The sequence below is a fragment of the Aminobacter sp. GW821-FHT11F06 genome (assembly GCF_058808215.1).
Window position 1 is genome coordinate 182,576 of record NZ_JBXARL010000004.1, and the last position, 16,284, is coordinate 198,859.

Annotated in this window: 16 protein-coding genes; 8 read left to right on the forward strand and 8 right to left on the reverse strand. The window is 64.4% G+C overall.

What is annotated here, in order from left to right; genetic code table 11:
* Positions 1-108: 108 nt before the first annotated feature.
* From AC1RTB_RS12300 to AC1RTB_RS12335, 8 genes are all read left to right on the forward strand, one after another.
* Positions 109-858: an SDR family oxidoreductase gene (locus AC1RTB_RS12300; protein WP_492878693.1), complete on the forward strand. Its 750-nt coding sequence runs from the start codon at positions 109-111 to the stop codon at positions 856-858.
* A gap of 14 nt (positions 859-872) precedes the next feature.
* Positions 873-1,757: an amidohydrolase family protein gene (locus AC1RTB_RS12305; protein ID WP_492878691.1), complete on the forward strand. Its 885-nt coding sequence runs from the start codon at positions 873-875 to the stop codon at positions 1,755-1,757.
* Complete coding sequence (locus AC1RTB_RS12310) at positions 1,754-3,298, forward strand: sugar ABC transporter ATP-binding protein (RefSeq protein ID WP_492878689.1); 1,545 nt, start codon at positions 1,754-1,756, stop codon at positions 3,296-3,298. The genes AC1RTB_RS12305 and AC1RTB_RS12310 overlap by 4 nt, the downstream gene beginning before the upstream one ends.
* Positions 3,295-4,290 (forward strand): ABC transporter permease, encoded by a 996-nt coding sequence (locus tag AC1RTB_RS12315; RefSeq protein ID WP_492878687.1) that lies wholly within the window; start codon positions 3,295-3,297, stop codon positions 4,288-4,290. The genes AC1RTB_RS12310 and AC1RTB_RS12315 overlap by 4 nt, the downstream gene beginning before the upstream one ends.
* Before the next feature lie 101 nt (positions 4,291-4,391).
* Positions 4,392-5,339: an ABC transporter substrate-binding protein gene (locus AC1RTB_RS12320; RefSeq protein WP_492878685.1), complete on the forward strand. Its 948-nt coding sequence runs from the start codon at positions 4,392-4,394 to the stop codon at positions 5,337-5,339.
* Positions 5,340-5,403: 64 nt separating this feature from the next.
* Complete coding sequence (locus AC1RTB_RS12325; RefSeq protein ID WP_492878683.1) at positions 5,404-6,258, forward strand: fumarylacetoacetate hydrolase family protein; 855 nt, start codon at positions 5,404-5,406, stop codon at positions 6,256-6,258.
* Between the two features lie 19 nt (positions 6,259-6,277).
* Positions 6,278-7,555 (forward strand): L-fuconate dehydratase, encoded by a 1,278-nt coding sequence (locus tag AC1RTB_RS12330; protein WP_492878681.1) that lies wholly within the window; start codon positions 6,278-6,280, stop codon positions 7,553-7,555.
* A gap of 4 nt (positions 7,556-7,559) precedes the next feature.
* On the forward strand, positions 7,560-8,336 hold the full coding sequence (locus AC1RTB_RS12335) for an L-fucose dehydrogenase (RefSeq protein ID WP_492878679.1): 777 nt from the start codon (positions 7,560-7,562) through the stop codon (positions 8,334-8,336).
* A gap of 61 nt (positions 8,337-8,397) precedes the next feature.
* On the opposite strand, the gene AC1RTB_RS12340 is transcribed toward AC1RTB_RS12335, so the two are convergent.
* From AC1RTB_RS12340 to AC1RTB_RS12375, 8 genes are all read right to left on the reverse strand, one after another.
* Positions 8,398-9,837, reverse strand: a complete 1,440-nt coding sequence (locus AC1RTB_RS12340) for an NAD-dependent succinate-semialdehyde dehydrogenase (RefSeq protein ID WP_492878677.1) — start codon at positions 9,835-9,837, stop codon at positions 8,398-8,400.
* 24 nt (positions 9,838-9,861) lie between these two features.
* Positions 9,862-10,689 (reverse strand): aspartate dehydrogenase, encoded by an 828-nt coding sequence (locus tag AC1RTB_RS12345; RefSeq protein WP_492878675.1) that lies wholly within the window; start codon positions 10,687-10,689, stop codon positions 9,862-9,864.
* Positions 10,676-11,377, reverse strand: coding sequence for an ABC transporter ATP-binding protein (locus tag AC1RTB_RS12350; RefSeq protein WP_492878673.1), 702 nt, complete (start codon positions 11,375-11,377; stop codon positions 10,676-10,678). Before AC1RTB_RS12350 ends, AC1RTB_RS12345 begins: the two co-directional genes overlap by 14 nt.
* The gene (locus tag AC1RTB_RS12355) at positions 11,371-12,129 is read right to left on the reverse strand and encodes an ABC transporter ATP-binding protein (RefSeq protein ID WP_492878672.1); all 759 of its coding nucleotides are present in this window, start codon (positions 12,127-12,129) and stop codon (positions 11,371-11,373) included. The genes AC1RTB_RS12350 and AC1RTB_RS12355 overlap by 7 nt, the downstream gene beginning before the upstream one ends.
* Positions 12,126-13,109, reverse strand: coding sequence for a branched-chain amino acid ABC transporter permease (locus AC1RTB_RS12360; RefSeq protein ID WP_492878670.1), 984 nt, complete (start codon positions 13,107-13,109; stop codon positions 12,126-12,128). Before AC1RTB_RS12360 ends, AC1RTB_RS12355 begins: the two co-directional genes overlap by 4 nt.
* A gap of 19 nt (positions 13,110-13,128) precedes the next feature.
* Positions 13,129-14,043: a branched-chain amino acid ABC transporter permease gene (locus AC1RTB_RS12365; RefSeq protein ID WP_492878668.1), complete on the reverse strand. Its 915-nt coding sequence runs from the start codon at positions 14,041-14,043 to the stop codon at positions 13,129-13,131.
* Between the two features lie 78 nt (positions 14,044-14,121).
* Positions 14,122-15,285, reverse strand: coding sequence for an ABC transporter substrate-binding protein (locus tag AC1RTB_RS12370; protein ID WP_492878666.1), 1,164 nt, complete (start codon positions 15,283-15,285; stop codon positions 14,122-14,124).
* Between the two features lie 26 nt (positions 15,286-15,311).
* Entirely contained in the window at positions 15,312-16,280 is a 969-nt protein-coding gene (locus tag AC1RTB_RS12375; protein ID WP_492878664.1) for an MBL fold metallo-hydrolase, read from the reverse strand.
* Between the last annotated feature and the right edge of the window lie 4 nt (positions 16,281-16,284).

Sequence of the window (16,284 nt, forward strand, 5' to 3'; positions counted from 1 at the left end):
ATCCTCCCGGTCGACCGCCCCACATTTCCCGTTGCAAGGTCGGTTCATTTATGAATAGTATGTTCGTATATAGACAGACGCAAGCAGTTTGCTGGGAGGGCAACGGTTATGCGATTGAGCGGGAAACGCATCTTCATTTCCGCCGCTGCCCAAGGCATCGGCCGCGCCAGTGCGCTGGCCTGCGCCAAAGAAGGCGCCCACGTCATTGCGACTGACATCAACGACCAGGCGTTGGCGGCCCTCGCCGCCGAAAGCAGCCGCATCGAGACCCATCGTCTCGACGTGCGCGATGGTGCGGCGGTCACAGCCTTCGCCAGGCAGCAGCCGGCACTCGACGGGCTCTTCAACTGCGCCGGCTTCGTCCACAACGGCACCATTCTGGATTGCAGCGACGAAGACTGGGATTTCAGCTTCGACCTCAACGTCAAGAGCATGTACCGCACGTCAAAGGCCTTCCTGCCCGGCATGCTGGAGCAGGCGGAAAAGACCGGTGGCGTCGCTATCCTCAACATGGCGTCGATGGCGTCTTCGATCAAAGGCTTCCCCAACCGCCTGCTTTATGGCGCCACCAAAGCCGCGGTGATCGGCTTCACCAAGGGCATGGCCGCCGACTATGTCCGCCGTGGCGTGCGCTGCAACGCGCTCTGCCCCGGCACCGTCGACACACCCTCGCTACGTGGCCGCATCGCCGCTGCCGCCGACCCGGTGCAGGCCGAAAAGGACTTCATCGCCCGCCAGCCGATCGGCCGGCTGGCCACCGTCGACGACATCGCGCCGCTGGTCGTCTACCTCTTGTCCGATGAATCCCGCTTCGTCACCGGCCAGGCTGTCCTGGTCGACGGCGGCGTCACCATCTAGGCGGGGCGGCGGCCATGATCGAAAGGATCGACGGCCACTGTCATTACTGGACGCTCCGGCGCGGCGACTATGGTTGGCTGACGCCTGACGCGACCCATCTCGCGCCGATCTATCGCGACTTTAGCGCAGCCGAGATGCGGCCGCTCGCCGAAACGGCTGGTATAGGCCAGCGCATCCTGGTCCAGGCAGCCCCGACCGAAGCGGAAACACAGTTCCTGCTTGATCAGGGACGCGAAGACAGAGCAGTTGCAGGCGTCGTCGGCTGGGTCGATCTGTCTTCGCCCGATGGCATTGCATCGCTTGAGCGGCTGGCCAAAAACCCGCTCTTCAAGGGCGTGCGGCCGATGCTGCAGGATCTCGACGATCCCGACTGGATCGCCACCCGCCCGCATCCTGAAGCCATCGCCGCGATGAAGCGGCTCGGCTTGCGTTTCGACGCTCTGGTCATGCCCCAGCATCTCGCGGCGCTGATGCGTTTCGTCGATGCCAATCCTGACCTTCCTGTTATCATCGACCACGCCGCCAAGCCGGCACTTGCGGCTGAACCAGGCGATCCGCGCCACGCCATGTGGGAGACGGGCATGGCGGCTCTCGCCCGTGCGCCGCAGGTCTGTTGCAAACTCTCCGGCCTGCTCACCGAACTGCCCGTCGACCGCCGCTCGACGCCTGAAAAAGCCGTCGCGGCTCTCAGGCCGACAGTCGAAAAACTGCTGGCCTGGTTCGGTCCGCGCCGCATTGTCTGGGGATCGGACTGGCCGGTCCTGACCTTGGCGGCGAGCTTCGGCTTCTGGATCGAGGTCACCGAGCTTTTGCTGGACGGGCTCAGTTCAAACGAACGGGCGCAGATCCTGTCTGGGGCAGCGCAGCGTTTCTACGGCCTCGAAGGAGGACGCGCATGAACGCCCTCGTCGTCATGAAGGATATCGAAAAGTCGTTCCCCGGCGTGCGCGCGCTGCACAACGCCCAGCTCGAACTGCGCTCGGGCGAGGTCCATGCGCTGATGGGCGAAAACGGCGCCGGCAAGTCGACGATGATGAAGATCCTCGCCGGCATCTACCGGCGCGACGGCGGCGAAATCCTGCTCGACGGCAAGCCGGTCGAGATCAACTCGCCACGCCAGGCGCAGGACCTCGGCATCGGCATCATCCATCAGGAACTCAACCTGATGCCGCATCTGACGGCGGCGCAGAACATGTTCATCGGCCGCGAGCCGCGCAAGGCCGCCGGCCTGCTGCTCGATGAAGGCAAGCTCAACGCCCAGGCCGCCGAAATCTTCGCCTCCATGCACTTGAAGCTCGATCCGCGCACGCTGGTCGGCGGGCTGACCATCGCCCGCCAGCAGATGGTCGAGATCGCCAAGGCGCTGTCCTACCGGTCGCGCGTGCTGATCATGGACGAGCCGACCGCCGCCTTGAACGACGCCGAGATCAACGAGCTGTTCGCCATCATCGCCCGGCTCAAGGCCGAGGGCGTCGGCATCGTCTACATCTCGCACAAGATGGACGAGCTCAAGCGCATCGCCGACCGCGTGACCGTCATGCGCGACGGCGAATATATCGGCACCGTGCCAGCCGAAACTACGCCGGTGGAAAAGATCATCTCGATGATGGTCGGCCGCGCCCTCACCGAAGACCACCCCCACGTGCCCGATCATGCCAGTTCGGAGGTCGTGCTGGCGGTCAACAACCTCAATCGCGGCGCGGTCATCCGCGATGTCAGCTTCTCCGTCCGCAAGGGCGAGATCCTTGGTTTCGCCGGCCTGATGGGTGCCGGCCGCACCGAGGTCGCCCGCGCCATATTCGGCGCCGACCGGCGCGACGGCGGCGACATCTTCATGCATGGCAAGAAGGTCGACATCCGCAAGCCGCAGGACGCCGTGCGCGCCGGCATCGGCTACCTCTCCGAGGACCGCAAGCATTTCGGTCTCGCCACCGGCATGGACGTGCGCAACAATGTCGTGCTGGCGAGCCTGCGCCGCTTCACCGGTCCCGGCGGGCTGCTGAAGGAGGCCGCCATGCACGATGCGGCAAGCCGCTACATCGACCAGCTGGCGATCAAGACCCCGTCCGACCGCCAGGAAGTGCGCCTGCTCTCCGGCGGCAACCAGCAGAAGATCGTCATCGCCAAATGGCTGTTGCGCGATTGCGAGGTCTTGATCTTCGACGAGCCGACACGCGGCATCGATGTCGGCGCCAAGAACGAAATCTACAAGCTGCTGAACGCGCTCGCCCAGCAAGGCCGCGCCATCATCGTCATCTCGTCCGAACTGCCCGAGGTGCTCCGGCTCAGCCACCGCATCGCCGTCATGTGCGAGGGCAGGCTTACCGGCATCCTGCCTGGCGGCGCCAGCCAGGAAGAGATCATGCATCTCGCCACGCTGCGCGGCGACGCTGCCAACAACAACAAACAAACTAAGCCGGCAAAGGGAGAGGCCAAATGAGCGCGACGGCATCCACCGCAAACGTCTCGATCGGCTCAAGATTCTCCGGCGCCCACAGGCTGCTCGCCTTCGCCAGCCTGATCGCGCTGATCCTCGTCTTCAGCCTCGCCTCGCCCAACTTCATGCAGACCTCCAACATCATCGCCATACTGCAGGCGACGTCGGTCAATGGCGTGCTGGCGATTGCCGCGACGCTGGTCATCATCACCGGCGGCATCGACCTGTCGGTCGGCACGCTGATGACCTTCTGCGCCGTCATCGCAGGCGTGGTGCTGACCTTCTGGGGCATGCCGCTCGGCCTCGGCGTGCTGGCGGCCATCCTCGCCGGTGCTGCCAGTGGCACCTTGTCCGGCACCTTCGTCGCCAAGCTCAAGATCCCGCCCTTCATCGCCACGCTCGGCATGATGCTGATCCTCAAGGGCCTGTCGCTGGTCATCTCAGGCACGCGGCCGATCTATTTCAACGGCACGCCCGGCTTCACCCAGATCTCGCAAGGCTCGCTGATCGGCACCGTCATCCCCGGCCTGCCCATCCCCAACGGCGTGCTGATCCTGTTTCTGGTGGCGATCGTGATAAGCTTCATCCTCGAGCGCACCATTCTCGGCCGTTTCACCTTCGCGCTCGGCTCCAACGAGGAGGCAGTGCGGCTATCCGGCGTCAACACCGACCGCTGGAAGATCGCCGTCTATGCGCTCGCCGGCAGCATCTGCGGCGTCGCCGGCCTGCTCATCGCCTCGCGCCTGAACTCGGCCCAGCCGGCGCTTGGCCAAGGCTACGAGCTAGACGCCATCGCAGCGGTCGTCATCGGCGGCACCTCGCTGTCGGGCGGGCGCGGCACCATCATCGGCACGCTCATCGGCGCGCTCATCATCTCGGTGCTCGCCAATGGCCTGCGCATCCTTTCGGTCGCCCAGGAATGGCAGACCGTGGTCACCGGCTCGATCATCATTCTCGCCGTCTACACCGACATTCTGCGGCGCCGCAGGCTTTGAGGAAGGCTTGCTTCGCGCAGTGCATCGCCCTGCGCCAACACCAAGAAGAGAGCGAAAGCGCTCCCCCGGCAACGATCAACCAAAGTTCAATCGGAGGAAACATGTTCACCAGACGCACTGTGCTCGGCGCCATCAGCGCCATGGCAATCCTCGGCTACGGCTCGACCATGGCAATGGCCCAGGACAAGATGTACATCCCGCTGATCTCCAAGGGCTTCCAGCACCAGTTCTGGCAGGCCGTGAAGGCGGGCGCCGACAAGGCCGCCGCCGATCTCGGCGTCACCGTCACCTTCGAAGGCCCGGATTCGGAAACGCAGGTCGACCGCCAGATCGACATGCTGGCCGCCGCCCTTGCCAAGAAGCCGGCGGCGATCGGTTTCGCCGCCCTCGACAGCCAGGCGGCGCTTCCGCTGCTGCAGCAGGCCAAGGACGCCAAGATCCCGGTCGTCGCCTTCGACTCCGGCGTCGAAGGCGATATCCCCGTGGCCACCGCCTCGACCAACAATATCGCCGCCGCAGCGCTTGCCGCCGACAAGATGGCCGAACTGATCGGCGACGAAGGCAAGGTGGCGCTTGTCGTGCATGACCAGACCAGCCGCACCGGCATCGACCGCCGCGACGGCTTCGTCAACCGCATGAAGGAAGCTCATCCGAAGGTCGAGATCGTCGCCATCGAATATGGCGAGGGCGACCATCTCAAGTCGACCGAGATCACCAAGGCGATCCTGCAGGCCAACCCCGACATCAAGGGCATGTTCGGCGCCAATGAAGGCTCGGCCATCGGCGTCGTCAACGGCGCCAAGGAACTGGGCCGCAAGCTGGTGATCATCGGCTACGACTCGGGCGCCCAGCAAAAGCAGGCGATCCGCGACGGCCAGATGGCCGGCGCCATCACCCAGAACCCTGTCGGCATCGGCTACAAGACCGTCGAAGCGGCGGTCAAGGCAGCCAAGGGCGAAGCCGTCGAAAAGCACATCGACACCGGCTTCTACTATTACGACAAGACCAACATCGATAAGCCCGAGATCGCAGCCGTCCTGTACGACTGATCTTGTCCAAACCCACCCGGAGGCGGTTCGCCGCCTCCGGTTTCTTCCCAACAAGGTGATTTCAATGAAACTGCTCCGCTACGGCCCCAAGGGCAATGAAAAGCCCGGCATGCTCGACTCCACTGGCCGCGTCCGCGACCTCTCAGGTGTTGTTGTCGACATCGCCGGCGACGTGCTGACGCCCGAGGGCCTTGCCCGCCTGCGCAGCATCGATCCCCAGACGCTGCCGCTCGTCGCCGGCACACCACAAGAGGACCTGCGTCTCGGCGCCTGTGTCGGCCGCATCGGAAAATTCATCTGCATCGGCCTCAACTATGCCGACCACGCCGCCGAAACCGGTGCCGCGATCCCCGCCGAACCCATCGTCTTCAACAAATGGACCTCTGCCATTGTCGGCCCCGACGACGATGTCGAGATACCGCGCGGCTCGCTCAAGACCGACTGGGAGGTCGAGCTCGGCGTCGTCATCGGCAAGCCCGGCCGCTACATCGACGAAGCGGATGCCATGTCCCATGTCGCCGGCTATTGCGTCATCAACGATGTCTCCGAGCGCGAATACCAGATCGAGCGCGGCGGGACCTGGGACAAGGGCAAGGGCTGCGACACCTTCGGCCCGACCGGCCCGTGGATGGTGACTGCTGACGAGATCGCCGACCCGCAATCGCTCAAGCTCTGGCTCGATGTCGACGGCAAGCGTTTCCAGGACGGCTCGACCAAGACGATGATCTTCACCGTGCAGCAGATCGTTGCCTATCTCAGCCGCTTCATGAGCCTGCAGGCCGGCGACGTCATCTCCACCGGCACCCCGCCCGGCGTCGGCCTCGGCCAGAAGCCGCCCGTCTATCTCAAGGCCGGCCAGACCATGCATCTTGGCATCGAAGGCCTCGGCACCCAGCGGCAGCGCGTCGTCGCCGCCTGAAACCTTAGGGACCCCTGCTATGACCAGCATCATCGACATGCGGGTGCTCGACCTGCGCTTCCCGACCTCGCAGCATCTCGACGGCTCCGACGCGATGAACCCGGACCCCGATTATTCGGCGGCCTATGTCATCCTGGAGACCGACACGCCCGGCATCGAAGGTCATGGCCTGACCTTCACCATCGGCCGAGGCAACGAGATCTGCTGCGCGGCGATCGAGGCGATGCGCCACCTCGTCGTCGGGCTGGACATGGACAAGGTCGCAGCCGACATGGGCGCCTTCTGGCGCCATGTCACCTCGGATAGCCAGCTGCGCTGGATCGGGCCCGACAAGGGCGCGATCCACCTCGCCACCGGCGCTGTCGTCAACGCCGTGTGGGACATCTGGGCCAAGATGTCGGGCAAGCCGGTGTGGAAGCTGGTCGCCGACATGTCGCCCGAAGAGCTCGTGCGCTGCATCGACTTCCGCTACATCACCGACTGCATCACCCCTGACGAAGCACTCGCCATGCTCCGCGACAAGGCTCCCGGCAAGGCCGAGCGCATCGCCACGCTCGAGCGCGAAGGCTACCCCTGCTACACCACCTCGGCCGGCTGGCTCGGCTATGAGGACGAGAAGCTGCGCCGGCTCTGCCAGGAGGCCATCGACGCCGGCTTCAACCACGTCAAGCTCAAGGTCGGCCGCGACAAGGCCGACGACATCAGGCGTCTGCGCATCGCCCGCGAGGTACTTGGGCCGGATCGCCAGCTGATGATCGACGCCAACCAGGTCTGGGAAGTCGACCAGGCCATCGACTGGGTGCGCGATCTCGCCTTCGCCAAGCCATGGTTCATCGAGGAGCCGACAAGTCCCGACGACATCGAAGGCCACCGCAAGATCCGCGAAGGCGTCGCCCCTGTTCAGGTCGCCACCGGCGAGATGTGCCAGAACCGCATCATGTTCAAGCAGTTCATCATGCGCGGCGCCATCGACGTGGTCCAGATCGATTCCTGCCGTCTCGGCGGCGTCAACGAGATCCTCGCGGTGCTGTTGATGGCGGCGAAATACAATCTGCTGGTCTGCCCGCATGCCGGCGGCGTCGGCCTGTGCGAATACGTCCAGCATCTGTCGATGATCGACTATGTCTGCATCGCCGGCACCCGCGAAGGCCGCGTCGTCGAATATGTCGACCACCTGCATGAGCACTTCAAGGAACCCTGCATAGTGCGCAACGCCGCCTATATGCCGCCCACGGCGCCCGGTTTCTCAATCGAGATGAAGCCGGCGACTCTCGTAGACTACCAGTTCAAGGGCTGACGCAATGGATCTCGGGCTGAAGGACAAGGTCGTCATCGTCACCGGCGGCGGGGCGGGCATCGGCGGCGCTGTCACGCTCGGCCTCGCCGCCGAGGGTGCCATTCCAGTCGTCTTCGGCCGCAGCCCGTTGGCCGAAGACTTCGCAGCCAGGCTCAAGAAGCTTTCGCCGCGTGGGAAATTCATCCAGCTCGAACTGATGCACGACCCGGAGATCGAGGCGGCGGTCAACGAGGTCGCAAAGACCTTCGGCCGCATCGACGGGCTGGTCAACAATGCCGGCATCAATGATGGTGTCGGTCTCGATGCCGGTCCCGACGCCTTTCGCGAGTCGCTCGAACGCAACCTGATCCACTACTACACGACCGCCCATCACAGCCTGCCGTGGCTCAAGGCGGCGCGTGGTTCGATCGTCAACGTCTCGTCCAAGACCGCGCTGACCGGCCAGGGCAACACCAGCGGCTACACCGCCGCCAAGGGCGCGCAGCTGTCGCTGACGCGCGAATGGGCGGCAGCGCTGCGCGGCGACGGTGTCCGTGTCAACGCCGTCATCCCGGCCGAAGTGATGACGCCGCTCTACGAAAAATGGCTCAAGACCTTCGACGATCCCGAGGCACGCCTTGCCGAAATCACCAGGCGTATCCCGCTCGGCCAGCGCATGACGACGGCGGAGGAGATCGCCGACACGGTGCTTTTTCTGCTGTCGGACCGCGCCAGCCACACCACCGGCCAGTGGCTGTTCGTCGACGGCGGCTACACCCATCTCGACCGCGCGCTGGATTGACCAAGGCTTTTGTGAAAGTGGCCGATGCCTTGCCGGGCACCGGCTGCCTTGATCGCCTGCGTCAAGCAATCGTCATGCGGTGCGACACATTCTTGATGACAGTGTACTGCGCCAGCCCTTCGAGCCCGCCCTCACGGCCGTAGCCGCTTTCCTTCACGCCGCCGAACGGCGTTTCGGGAACGGAGGCCTCCAGCGTGTTGATCGAGAAATTGCCGGCCTCGATCCCGTCCGCAAGCTGGTCGGCGGTGCGGGCGGAGTGCGTGAAGGCATAGGCCGCCAGGCCGAAGGGCAACGCGTTGGCCTTTTCGATGGCCTCTTCGACGGAACCCACCGGGTTGATCAGCGCCATCGGGCCGAACGGCTCCTCGTGCATGGCGCGCGCGTCATCAGGCAGGTCGGCGATCGTGGTGACGGGGAAGAAATAACCGCGATTGCCGAGCCGCTCGCCACCCGTCAGCACGCGGGCACCCTTGGCGCGCGCGTCCGCCGTCAGCGCTTCCAGGGCTTCGATTCGGCGATGATTGGCCACCGGCCCCATCTGGGTGGCCGCATCCAGGCCGTTGCCGACGGTGATCGCACGGGCTGTCTCGGCGAATGCCTTGGTGAAGGCTTCATAGATGCGCTCCTGCACGTAAAAGCGCGTCGGCGAGGTGCAGACCTGCCCGGAATTGCGCGCCTTGCGCACCGCCGAGGCGATCGCGGCAGCGACGGGGTCGACATCGTCGCAGACGATGACCGGCGCATGCCCGCCGAGTTCCATCAGCACCGGTGTCATGTGACGCGCCGCCATCTCCGTCAGGTGCTTGCCGACAGCGGTCGAGCCTGTGAAGGCGACCAGCCTGACCTGGCTCTGGGGGATGAGATAGCCCGAAATGTCCGCAGGCACGCCGAAGACCAGATTGAAGACGCCGGCAGGCAGGCCCGCGTCGTGGAACGCACGCGCTATATGGAAGGCGCCGGCAGGCGTTTCTTCCGCCGCCTTCAGGATGATCGAGCAGCCGGCGGCAAGCGCGCCGGCGATCTTGCGTGCCGGCTGGCTCATCGGGAAGTTCCACGGCGAGAACGCCGCGACCGTGCCGATGGGCTCGTGATGCACGATGTATTTGATCCCCGGCTCGCTGGGAATGACGCGGCCATAGGTGCGCTGGCCTTCGGCTGCGTCCCATTCGAAGAACTCGCAGCCGCGAATGACTTCGAGACGAGCCTGGGCCAGCGGCTTGCCGTGCTCAAGCGTGATGGCATGGGCGATCTCGTCGATGCGCTCGCGCATCAGCTGGGCGGCCTTGAGGATGATCTCGGCGCGCTTTGCCGGCGAAGTCCTGCGCCAGACATTGAAGCCTTTGGCCGCGGCATCGAGCGCGTCGTCGAGGTCCGCGCGCGTGGCGACCGGCACCGCGCCGATGACGGTTTCGTCAGCCGGATTGAGCACAGGCTGGGTGTCGACGGTCTTGCGCCAGGAGCCGCCGATGTAAAGCATGAGGTCGGGGTAAGTTTTCGTCATGATAGTCTCCATGGTCCTTGGCGGCTAACGCACAAGGGGGGCAAGCTGGTTTTCGATAAGCCTGACGAGGCTGAGCGCGGTCATCTCGGATGATTTCGGATTGTTCTTGAGCGGCTCGTTTTCGAGGCGCAGATCAAGCCGGCCAAAGGCACCGGAGGCGCTGACCTCGTGGACGTTGCGCATGGCTGCAGGGTCGGCCACCAGCACGATGCGCGTGCGGTCGAGGCCGATACCCGACAAAGCGGAAATGACGGCGACATTGGCGTTTTGGGGAAACGCATCCGCCGCCTCACGCGCCGTGCCGGTAAAGAACACAGTGCGTTCCGCAAGCGTGTCGAGATCGACAAGCTCGGCTGCCTTGGTGCCCCGCCAGGCCAGCGGCGGCTTGACGATGGTGTGCGTCACCTCGTCGATCGGCAGGATCGAGGCTGCGGCCAGCGCGCCGAGATCGCCGAGCGCACCCGAAGGCATGACGATACGGCTACCCGTCTCACGCGCCACGGCAAGAAGCCGCTGGTAGAGTGCGTCGTCGCAGAACGCGCTTGTCGAGGAGACGACAAAGCTGGCGCCATGGCGCAAAGCCGTCTCGCCCCAGATGGCGACCGCTGGCCGTCCGGCCGCCTCGATGACCATGTCAATGTCGAGCCCGACCAGTTCTTCCGGCCCGGAGATCAGTCGGGCACCTTCAGGCAAGCCTTGGCGCGCCCGTCCACCGTCGCGGACGCCGACCGCAACGATCTCGACGCCATCAGGCTTACGCTCGGCAAGCAGTTCGCCAACGCGGCTGGCAATCGCGCCCCAGCCGACGAAACAGATCCGCAACTGACGTTGCCGCTTGTCAGAGGCCGACATAGCGCTGCACCAGCTCGGCGTTGCGGGTCAGGTCCTCGCCGGTTCCGGACCAGACGGTGCGGCCCTTCTCCAGGATGTAGTGGCGGTCGGCCAGACGCTTCAGAACGTTGAGGTTCTTGTCGATCAAAAGGATCGACTGCCCCTCGGCTTTCAGCGCTGCGATGCAGGCCCAGATCTCGGCGCGGATGACCGGCGCGAGGCCTTCGGTCGCCTCGTCGAGGATGAGCAGCTTCGGATTGGTCATCAGCGCGCGGCCGACGACCAGCATCTGCTGCTCGCCGCCCGACAGCGTGCCCGCTGCCTGGCTGGCGCGTTCGCGCAGGCGCGGAAACAGCGCGTAGACTCGCTCCAGCGTCCAGGCGTCCTTGCGGCCAAGGCGATTGGCGGCGGTGGCAACGAGGTTTTCGCGCACTGTCAGCGTGGAGAACGCCTGGCGTCCCTCCGGCACGAGGCCGACGCCAAGCCGCGCCACCGTCTCAGGCGTGGCACCGCAAACATCGCGACCGCTGAAGCTGACCTCGCCCGACAAAGGCTTGAGCAGGCCCATGATCGACTTGACAGTGGTTGTCTTGCCCATGCCGTTGCGGCCAAGCAGCGTCACCACTTCGCCGTCGCCGATCTCCAGCGCGACGTCGAAAAGCACCTGGCTGCGCCCATAGGCCGACTGCAGTTTGGCGACGCTCAGCATAGCTCGTCTCCCTCGCCCAGATAGGCCGTTCGGACCTCGGGATTGTCCCTGATTTCATCGACCGAGCCGGTGGCGATGATGCGGCCATAGACCAGCACCGAGACTCGGTCGGCGAGCGCGAACACCGCCTCCATGTCGTGCTCGACAAGCAGCATCGAGACCTGGTTCTTGAGCCCGCGCAGCATCTCGATCATCTGCTGGCTTTCGACATGGCCGAGACCGGCCATCGGCTCGTCGAGCAAAAGGAGGCGCGGTTTGGTGGCGAGCGCCACCGCAAGCTCGAGCTGTTTCTGCTCGCCATGCGACAGGTTCGCGACCAGCTCGTCGGCGCGCTCCGCAAGGCCCGCACCTGCGAGATAGCTGCGCGCGTCTTCACGCAGCTCGGTCTCGTGCCGGACATTGCCCCAGAAACGGAAGCTGTGGCCCTGCCGCACCTGGACGGCGATGGCGACGTTATCGAGCACTGTGTAGTCGGGCAGCAGGCAGGTGATCTGGAAGGTGCGCGCGAGCCCCATCGACACGCGCTTGGCGGTCGGCAAGGTGGTGATCGGCTGGCCGTCGAGTTCGATCGTGCCTTCGTTCTGCTTGAGCTCGCCCATCAGCTGCGAGATCAGCGTCGTCTTGCCGGCCCCATTAGGGCCGATCAATGCGTGGATCTCGCCCGGCTTGACGGTCAGGTCGACATGATCGGTGGCAAGCAGTCCGCCAAAGCGCTTGACCATGCCCTGGACGTTGAGGACGGGCGTGCTCATGCGCGCCTCCCCAGCATGCGGGCGCCAAGCGCCTGGACGCCGCCCTGGGTGTAGAGCACGACGAACAGCAGGATCAGGCCAAGGCCGAGCTGCCAGTTCTCCGTCCATGATGCGAGGATGGATTCAAGCACGATGAACACCGCAGCACCGAGCAGCGGGCCGAACAATGTGCCGACGCCGCCGAGGATGACCATCACCATCAGCTCGCCCGACTTGGTCCAGTGCATCATGTCGGGGCTGGCATAGCGCAGGAAATTGGCCATCAGCGCGCCGGCAAGGCCGCAGCCCATGCCCGAGATGACGAAGGCCATCAGCTTGTAGCGATAGGCCGGCAGGCCGATCGCCGCCATGCGCTTTTCGCTCTGGCGCAGGCCGACGATGACGTTGCCGAAGCGCGAATTGACGATGCGCCAGAGGATGAAAAAGAACAGTGCCGTGATCGCCAGGCAGACATAATAGACTGTCTGCTTGTCGCGCATGTTGAGCCCGGGCAGCTCATTGGCGCGGCGGATGATCAGGCCATCGTCGCCGCCATAGGTTTTCAGCGAGACAAACAGGAAAAACAGCATCTGGGCGAAGGCCAGCGTGATCATGATGAACTGCACGCCGCCGGTGCGCAGCGACAGCGCGCCGATAAGCGCCGCCATGATGCCGGAGACCACCAGCGCCACCGGGATGGTGATCAAAAGCTGGTTGGTGCCAGGAATGAAGCCGAACAGCGGCTCGCCCAGCGTATAGTGCTGGTAAAGGATGCCGACGACATAACCGCCGATACCGAAGAAGGCCGCGTGGCCGAAGCTCACCATGCCGCCATAGCCGAGCACGAAGTTGAGGCTCGCAGCGGCGATGCCGTAGATCAGCACGCGCGTCGCCAGCGACGTCAGCGCGGCATAGCCGGTTGCGTCGGCGACCGTCGGCAATGCGATCAGCGCGATCAGCACGCCGGCAAGCAAAGCGGGTCGCTTGAGTGATTTTTCCATGGGCCAGTCAGCGCCTAGTTCAGGAATTTCGGATGAACAGGCCCTTCGGCCTGATGAGAAGCACGATCGCCATCAAGAGATAGATGCCCATCGACGAGATGCCGGCGCCAAGCGCGTCGGCCTCGGGGCCGACCATGACCTGGCGCAAAAGGCCGGGCAGATAGGCGCGCAGGCCGGTGTCGACGATGCCGAGGATGAGGCTGGCGAAGAAAGCGCCGCGGATCGAGCCGACGCCTCCGATCACCACGACGACGAAGGTGGTGATGAGGATCTGCTCGCCCATGCCGACCTGCACCGCAAGGATTGGTCCGGCCATGAAGCCGGCGAGGCCGGCAAGCAAAGCACCGAGGCCGAACACCAGCGTGTAGAGCAGCCGGATATCGACGCCGAGCGCCCGCACCATCTCGCGGTTGGTCGAGCCGGCGCGAACCAGCATGCCGATGCGTGTCTTGTTGATCAAAAGGTAGAGCCCCAGCGCCACCAGCAGGCCAACCGCGATGATCGCCAGCCGGTAGATCGGATAGACGAGCCCCGGCAGCAGTTCGACCGAGCCGTCGAGCAAGGCCGGCATCGACACGAACAGCGGCTGGCGTCCAAACAGAATGGTGATGGTCTGGTTGAAGATCAGGATCAGGCCGAAGGTCGCCAGCACCTGGTCGAGATGATCACGCCCGTAGAGCCGCCGCACGACCAGGAATTCGATCGCGGCACCCGTGACGGCAGCCGCGGCAAGGGCTGCCGGAATGCCGAGCCAGAACGACCCGGTTTCGGCCGCGACCCACGTGCCGGCATAAGCGCCGATCATGTAGATCGAGCCATGCGCCAGGTTGATGACGCCCATGATGCCGAAGATCAGCGTCAGGCCGGCCGCCAGCAGGAAAAGCATGACGCCGAATTGCACGCCATTCAGCATCTGTTCGAGGAAGAGCGTCATCGCCTATCACTTCGCTTGGGAAGATGGGGGAAGGTGGCGAGCGGCAGTTGTGCCGCCCGCAGCATCGATCGGGCCGAGTTACATCTTGCAGTCGGCCGCGTAGGCGTCGCCATGGTCCTTGAAGACCTCGCCGACGGTCTTCAGCACTGGCTTGCCGTCGGCGCCCTTTTCGACCTTCAACGCGTACCAGTTCTGAACCGGGTGCTGGTTGGGGCCGAAGGCGAACTTGCCGCGCACCGACTCGAAATCGGCCTTGCGCAGTGCTGTGCGGAACGCGTCGGCGTCGTCGATATTGCCGCCTGTCGCCTTCAGCGCCGAAGCGTAAGCGAGGGCCGCGTCATAGCCTTGGCTGGCATAATAGGTCACCGGACGGTTGTAGGTCTTGTTCCAGGCGTCCATGAACTTCTTGTTGGCCGCATTGTCGAAGTCCGAGTTCCAGTGGCTGGAGACGTTCAGGCCGATGGCCGCATCGCCAACGGCGGCGAGCGTCACGCCGTCCATCGACGGCTCGGCCACGACCATCGGGATTTCCTTCATCAGGCCCGACTGCTCGTACTGGCGCAGGAAGGTGATGCCGAGCCCACCCGGATGGAACTGGAACACCACGTCAGGCTTCGCCGCGCGCACCTGCGCGAGTTCGGCGGCAAAATCGGTCTGGTCGAGGCGGGTGTAGATCTCGCCTGCGATCTCGCCCTTGAAATAGCGCTTGAAGCCAGCGATGGCATCCTTGCCGGCCTGGTAGTTGGGGGCGAGCACGAAGGCCTTCTTGTAGCCGAGATTGGTGGCGTTCTGGCCAGCGCTCTCATGCAGGGAATCGTTCTGCCAGGAGACGACGAAGTAGTTCTCGTTGCACTCCTTGCCGGCGAGATTCGAGGGCGCGGCATTGGGGCTGATGTAGAAGGCGCCGCTGTCGACGATATCAGGAATGGTAGCCCCGGCGACGTTGGAAAAGACGATGCCGGTGAACAGCTTGATGCCGTTTTCGCTGAGGAAGCGCTCGGCGATCTGCTTGCCCTGGCCGGGCTTGAGACCGTCATCCTCGACGACCAGTTCGACAGGCACGCCACCAAGCTTGCCGTCTTCCATGGCGAGCTTGAAGCCATCGCGGATGTCCTGGCCGAGATAGCCGGCAGGGCCCGAAAGCGTGGTGATCATGCCGATCTTGACCGGGTCGGCGGCGAAGGCCGGCAGGGCCGCCACAGCGGCGATCGAAGCGGCAAGCAAGACATTTCTAAAACTCATGGCTCAGTTCTCCTCTGGGTGGCGCCTTACTGGCGCACGTTGTTGTTTGCCGGCTCACCAGTCACCTCGACCTCGAGAGGACAAAACCGGTAGGAAGCCGCATCCGCCTTGAGCCGGCCGAAGACAGGAGCGGGAAAATGGTAAGGCGCGAGCACCGTGTTGGCCGCAGCCGCCTCAGCGAGCAGCGCCATGCGTGTCATGCGCGCCTGCTTGGGGTCCTCGCAGAAGTTGCAGACGATGCCATCGTCGCCGAGTTGCAGCGGATGATGCACGGCGTCGGCGAGGAACAGCACATCGCCCTCTTCAGTTGCCAGCGACACCACCACCATTCCAGGCGAATGACCGGGCGCCGGACGCAAACTGAGGCCCGGAACGACCTCTGCATCGGAAGCAACCGCCTCGAAACCGACCGTCTCGATGATAGGCAACACGCTGTCTGCGAAGGCGCCGTGCAATGTGGTGCCTTGCGGCTCAGCCTCATGGACAGATGACCAGTGGGCGAGCTCGATCTCGGATACGACATAGCGGGCATTGGGAAAGGTCGGCCGCCAGGTTTCGCCTTCCCGCCGGGTGTTCCAGCCGACATGGTCGGCGTGCAGATGCGTGTTGATGACGATATCGACATCTTCGGGCGCGATGCCGATGGCCTTCAGCGTGTCGAGGAATTTGGTTTCGCGGCGATGCCAGGCCGGCCGGTGCGGCCGCTCCTTGCCATCGCCGATGCCGCCATCGATCAGCGCGACATAGTCGGGCGTTTCGATGAGATAGCAGTTGAAGCTCAGCGCCACCGTCTCGCCAGCGGGATCAACCGTGCCAGCAGGCGAACGCTCAGCGGCAAGCTCAAGATCGTCGCGCGAAAGCCCGCCGAAGATCGCCTTGGCCGGCCAGGCGACATTGGCCATGTCAGGGATGCACGTCACCGCAACCGGACCAGCCTCAAGCCGCTCCAGTTCGATGTCGAGTTCCCGAATATGTCGCCTGACGACCTTCATCATATCG

What these genes read in the sequence shown, in the direction of transcription:
- AC1RTB_RS12335 (WP_492878679.1), top strand. Translation starts at nt 7,560, where the DNA reads ATGGATCTCGGGCTGAAGGACAAGGTCGTCATCGTCACCGGCGGCGGG.
- AC1RTB_RS12320 (WP_492878685.1), top strand. Translation starts at nt 4,392, where the DNA reads ATGTTCACCAGACGCACTGTGCTCGGCGCCATCAGCGCCATGGCAATC.
- AC1RTB_RS12345 (WP_492878675.1), bottom strand. Translation starts at nt 10,689, where the DNA reads ATGTCGGCCTCTGACAAGCGGCAACGTCAGTTGCGGATCTGTTTCGTC.
- AC1RTB_RS12375 (WP_492878664.1), bottom strand. Translation starts at nt 16,280, where the DNA reads ATGATGAAGGTCGTCAGGCGACATATTCGGGAACTCGACATCGAACTG.
- AC1RTB_RS12355 (WP_492878672.1), bottom strand. Translation starts at nt 12,129, where the DNA reads ATGAGCACGCCCGTCCTCAACGTCCAGGGCATGGTCAAGCGCTTTGGC.
- AC1RTB_RS12340 (WP_492878677.1), bottom strand. Translation starts at nt 9,837, where the DNA reads ATGACGAAAACTTACCCCGACCTCATGCTTTACATCGGCGGCTCCTGG.
- AC1RTB_RS12370 (WP_492878666.1), bottom strand. Translation starts at nt 15,285, where the DNA reads ATGAGTTTTAGAAATGTCTTGCTTGCCGCTTCGATCGCCGCTGTGGCG.
- AC1RTB_RS12305 (WP_492878691.1), top strand. Translation starts at nt 873, where the DNA reads ATGATCGAAAGGATCGACGGCCACTGTCATTACTGGACGCTCCGGCGC.
- AC1RTB_RS12315 (WP_492878687.1), top strand. Translation starts at nt 3,295, where the DNA reads ATGAGCGCGACGGCATCCACCGCAAACGTCTCGATCGGCTCAAGATTC.
- AC1RTB_RS12300 (WP_492878693.1), top strand. Translation starts at nt 109, where the DNA reads ATGCGATTGAGCGGGAAACGCATCTTCATTTCCGCCGCTGCCCAAGGC.
- AC1RTB_RS12350 (WP_492878673.1), bottom strand. Translation starts at nt 11,377, where the DNA reads ATGCTGAGCGTCGCCAAACTGCAGTCGGCCTATGGGCGCAGCCAGGTG.
- AC1RTB_RS12365 (WP_492878668.1), bottom strand. Translation starts at nt 14,043, where the DNA reads ATGACGCTCTTCCTCGAACAGATGCTGAATGGCGTGCAATTCGGCGTC.
- AC1RTB_RS12325 (WP_492878683.1), top strand. Translation starts at nt 5,404, where the DNA reads ATGAAACTGCTCCGCTACGGCCCCAAGGGCAATGAAAAGCCCGGCATG.
- AC1RTB_RS12310 (WP_492878689.1), top strand. Translation starts at nt 1,754, where the DNA reads ATGAACGCCCTCGTCGTCATGAAGGATATCGAAAAGTCGTTCCCCGGC.
- AC1RTB_RS12360 (WP_492878670.1), bottom strand. Translation starts at nt 13,109, where the DNA reads ATGGAAAAATCACTCAAGCGACCCGCTTTGCTTGCCGGCGTGCTGATC.
- AC1RTB_RS12330 (WP_492878681.1), top strand. Translation starts at nt 6,278, where the DNA reads ATGACCAGCATCATCGACATGCGGGTGCTCGACCTGCGCTTCCCGACC.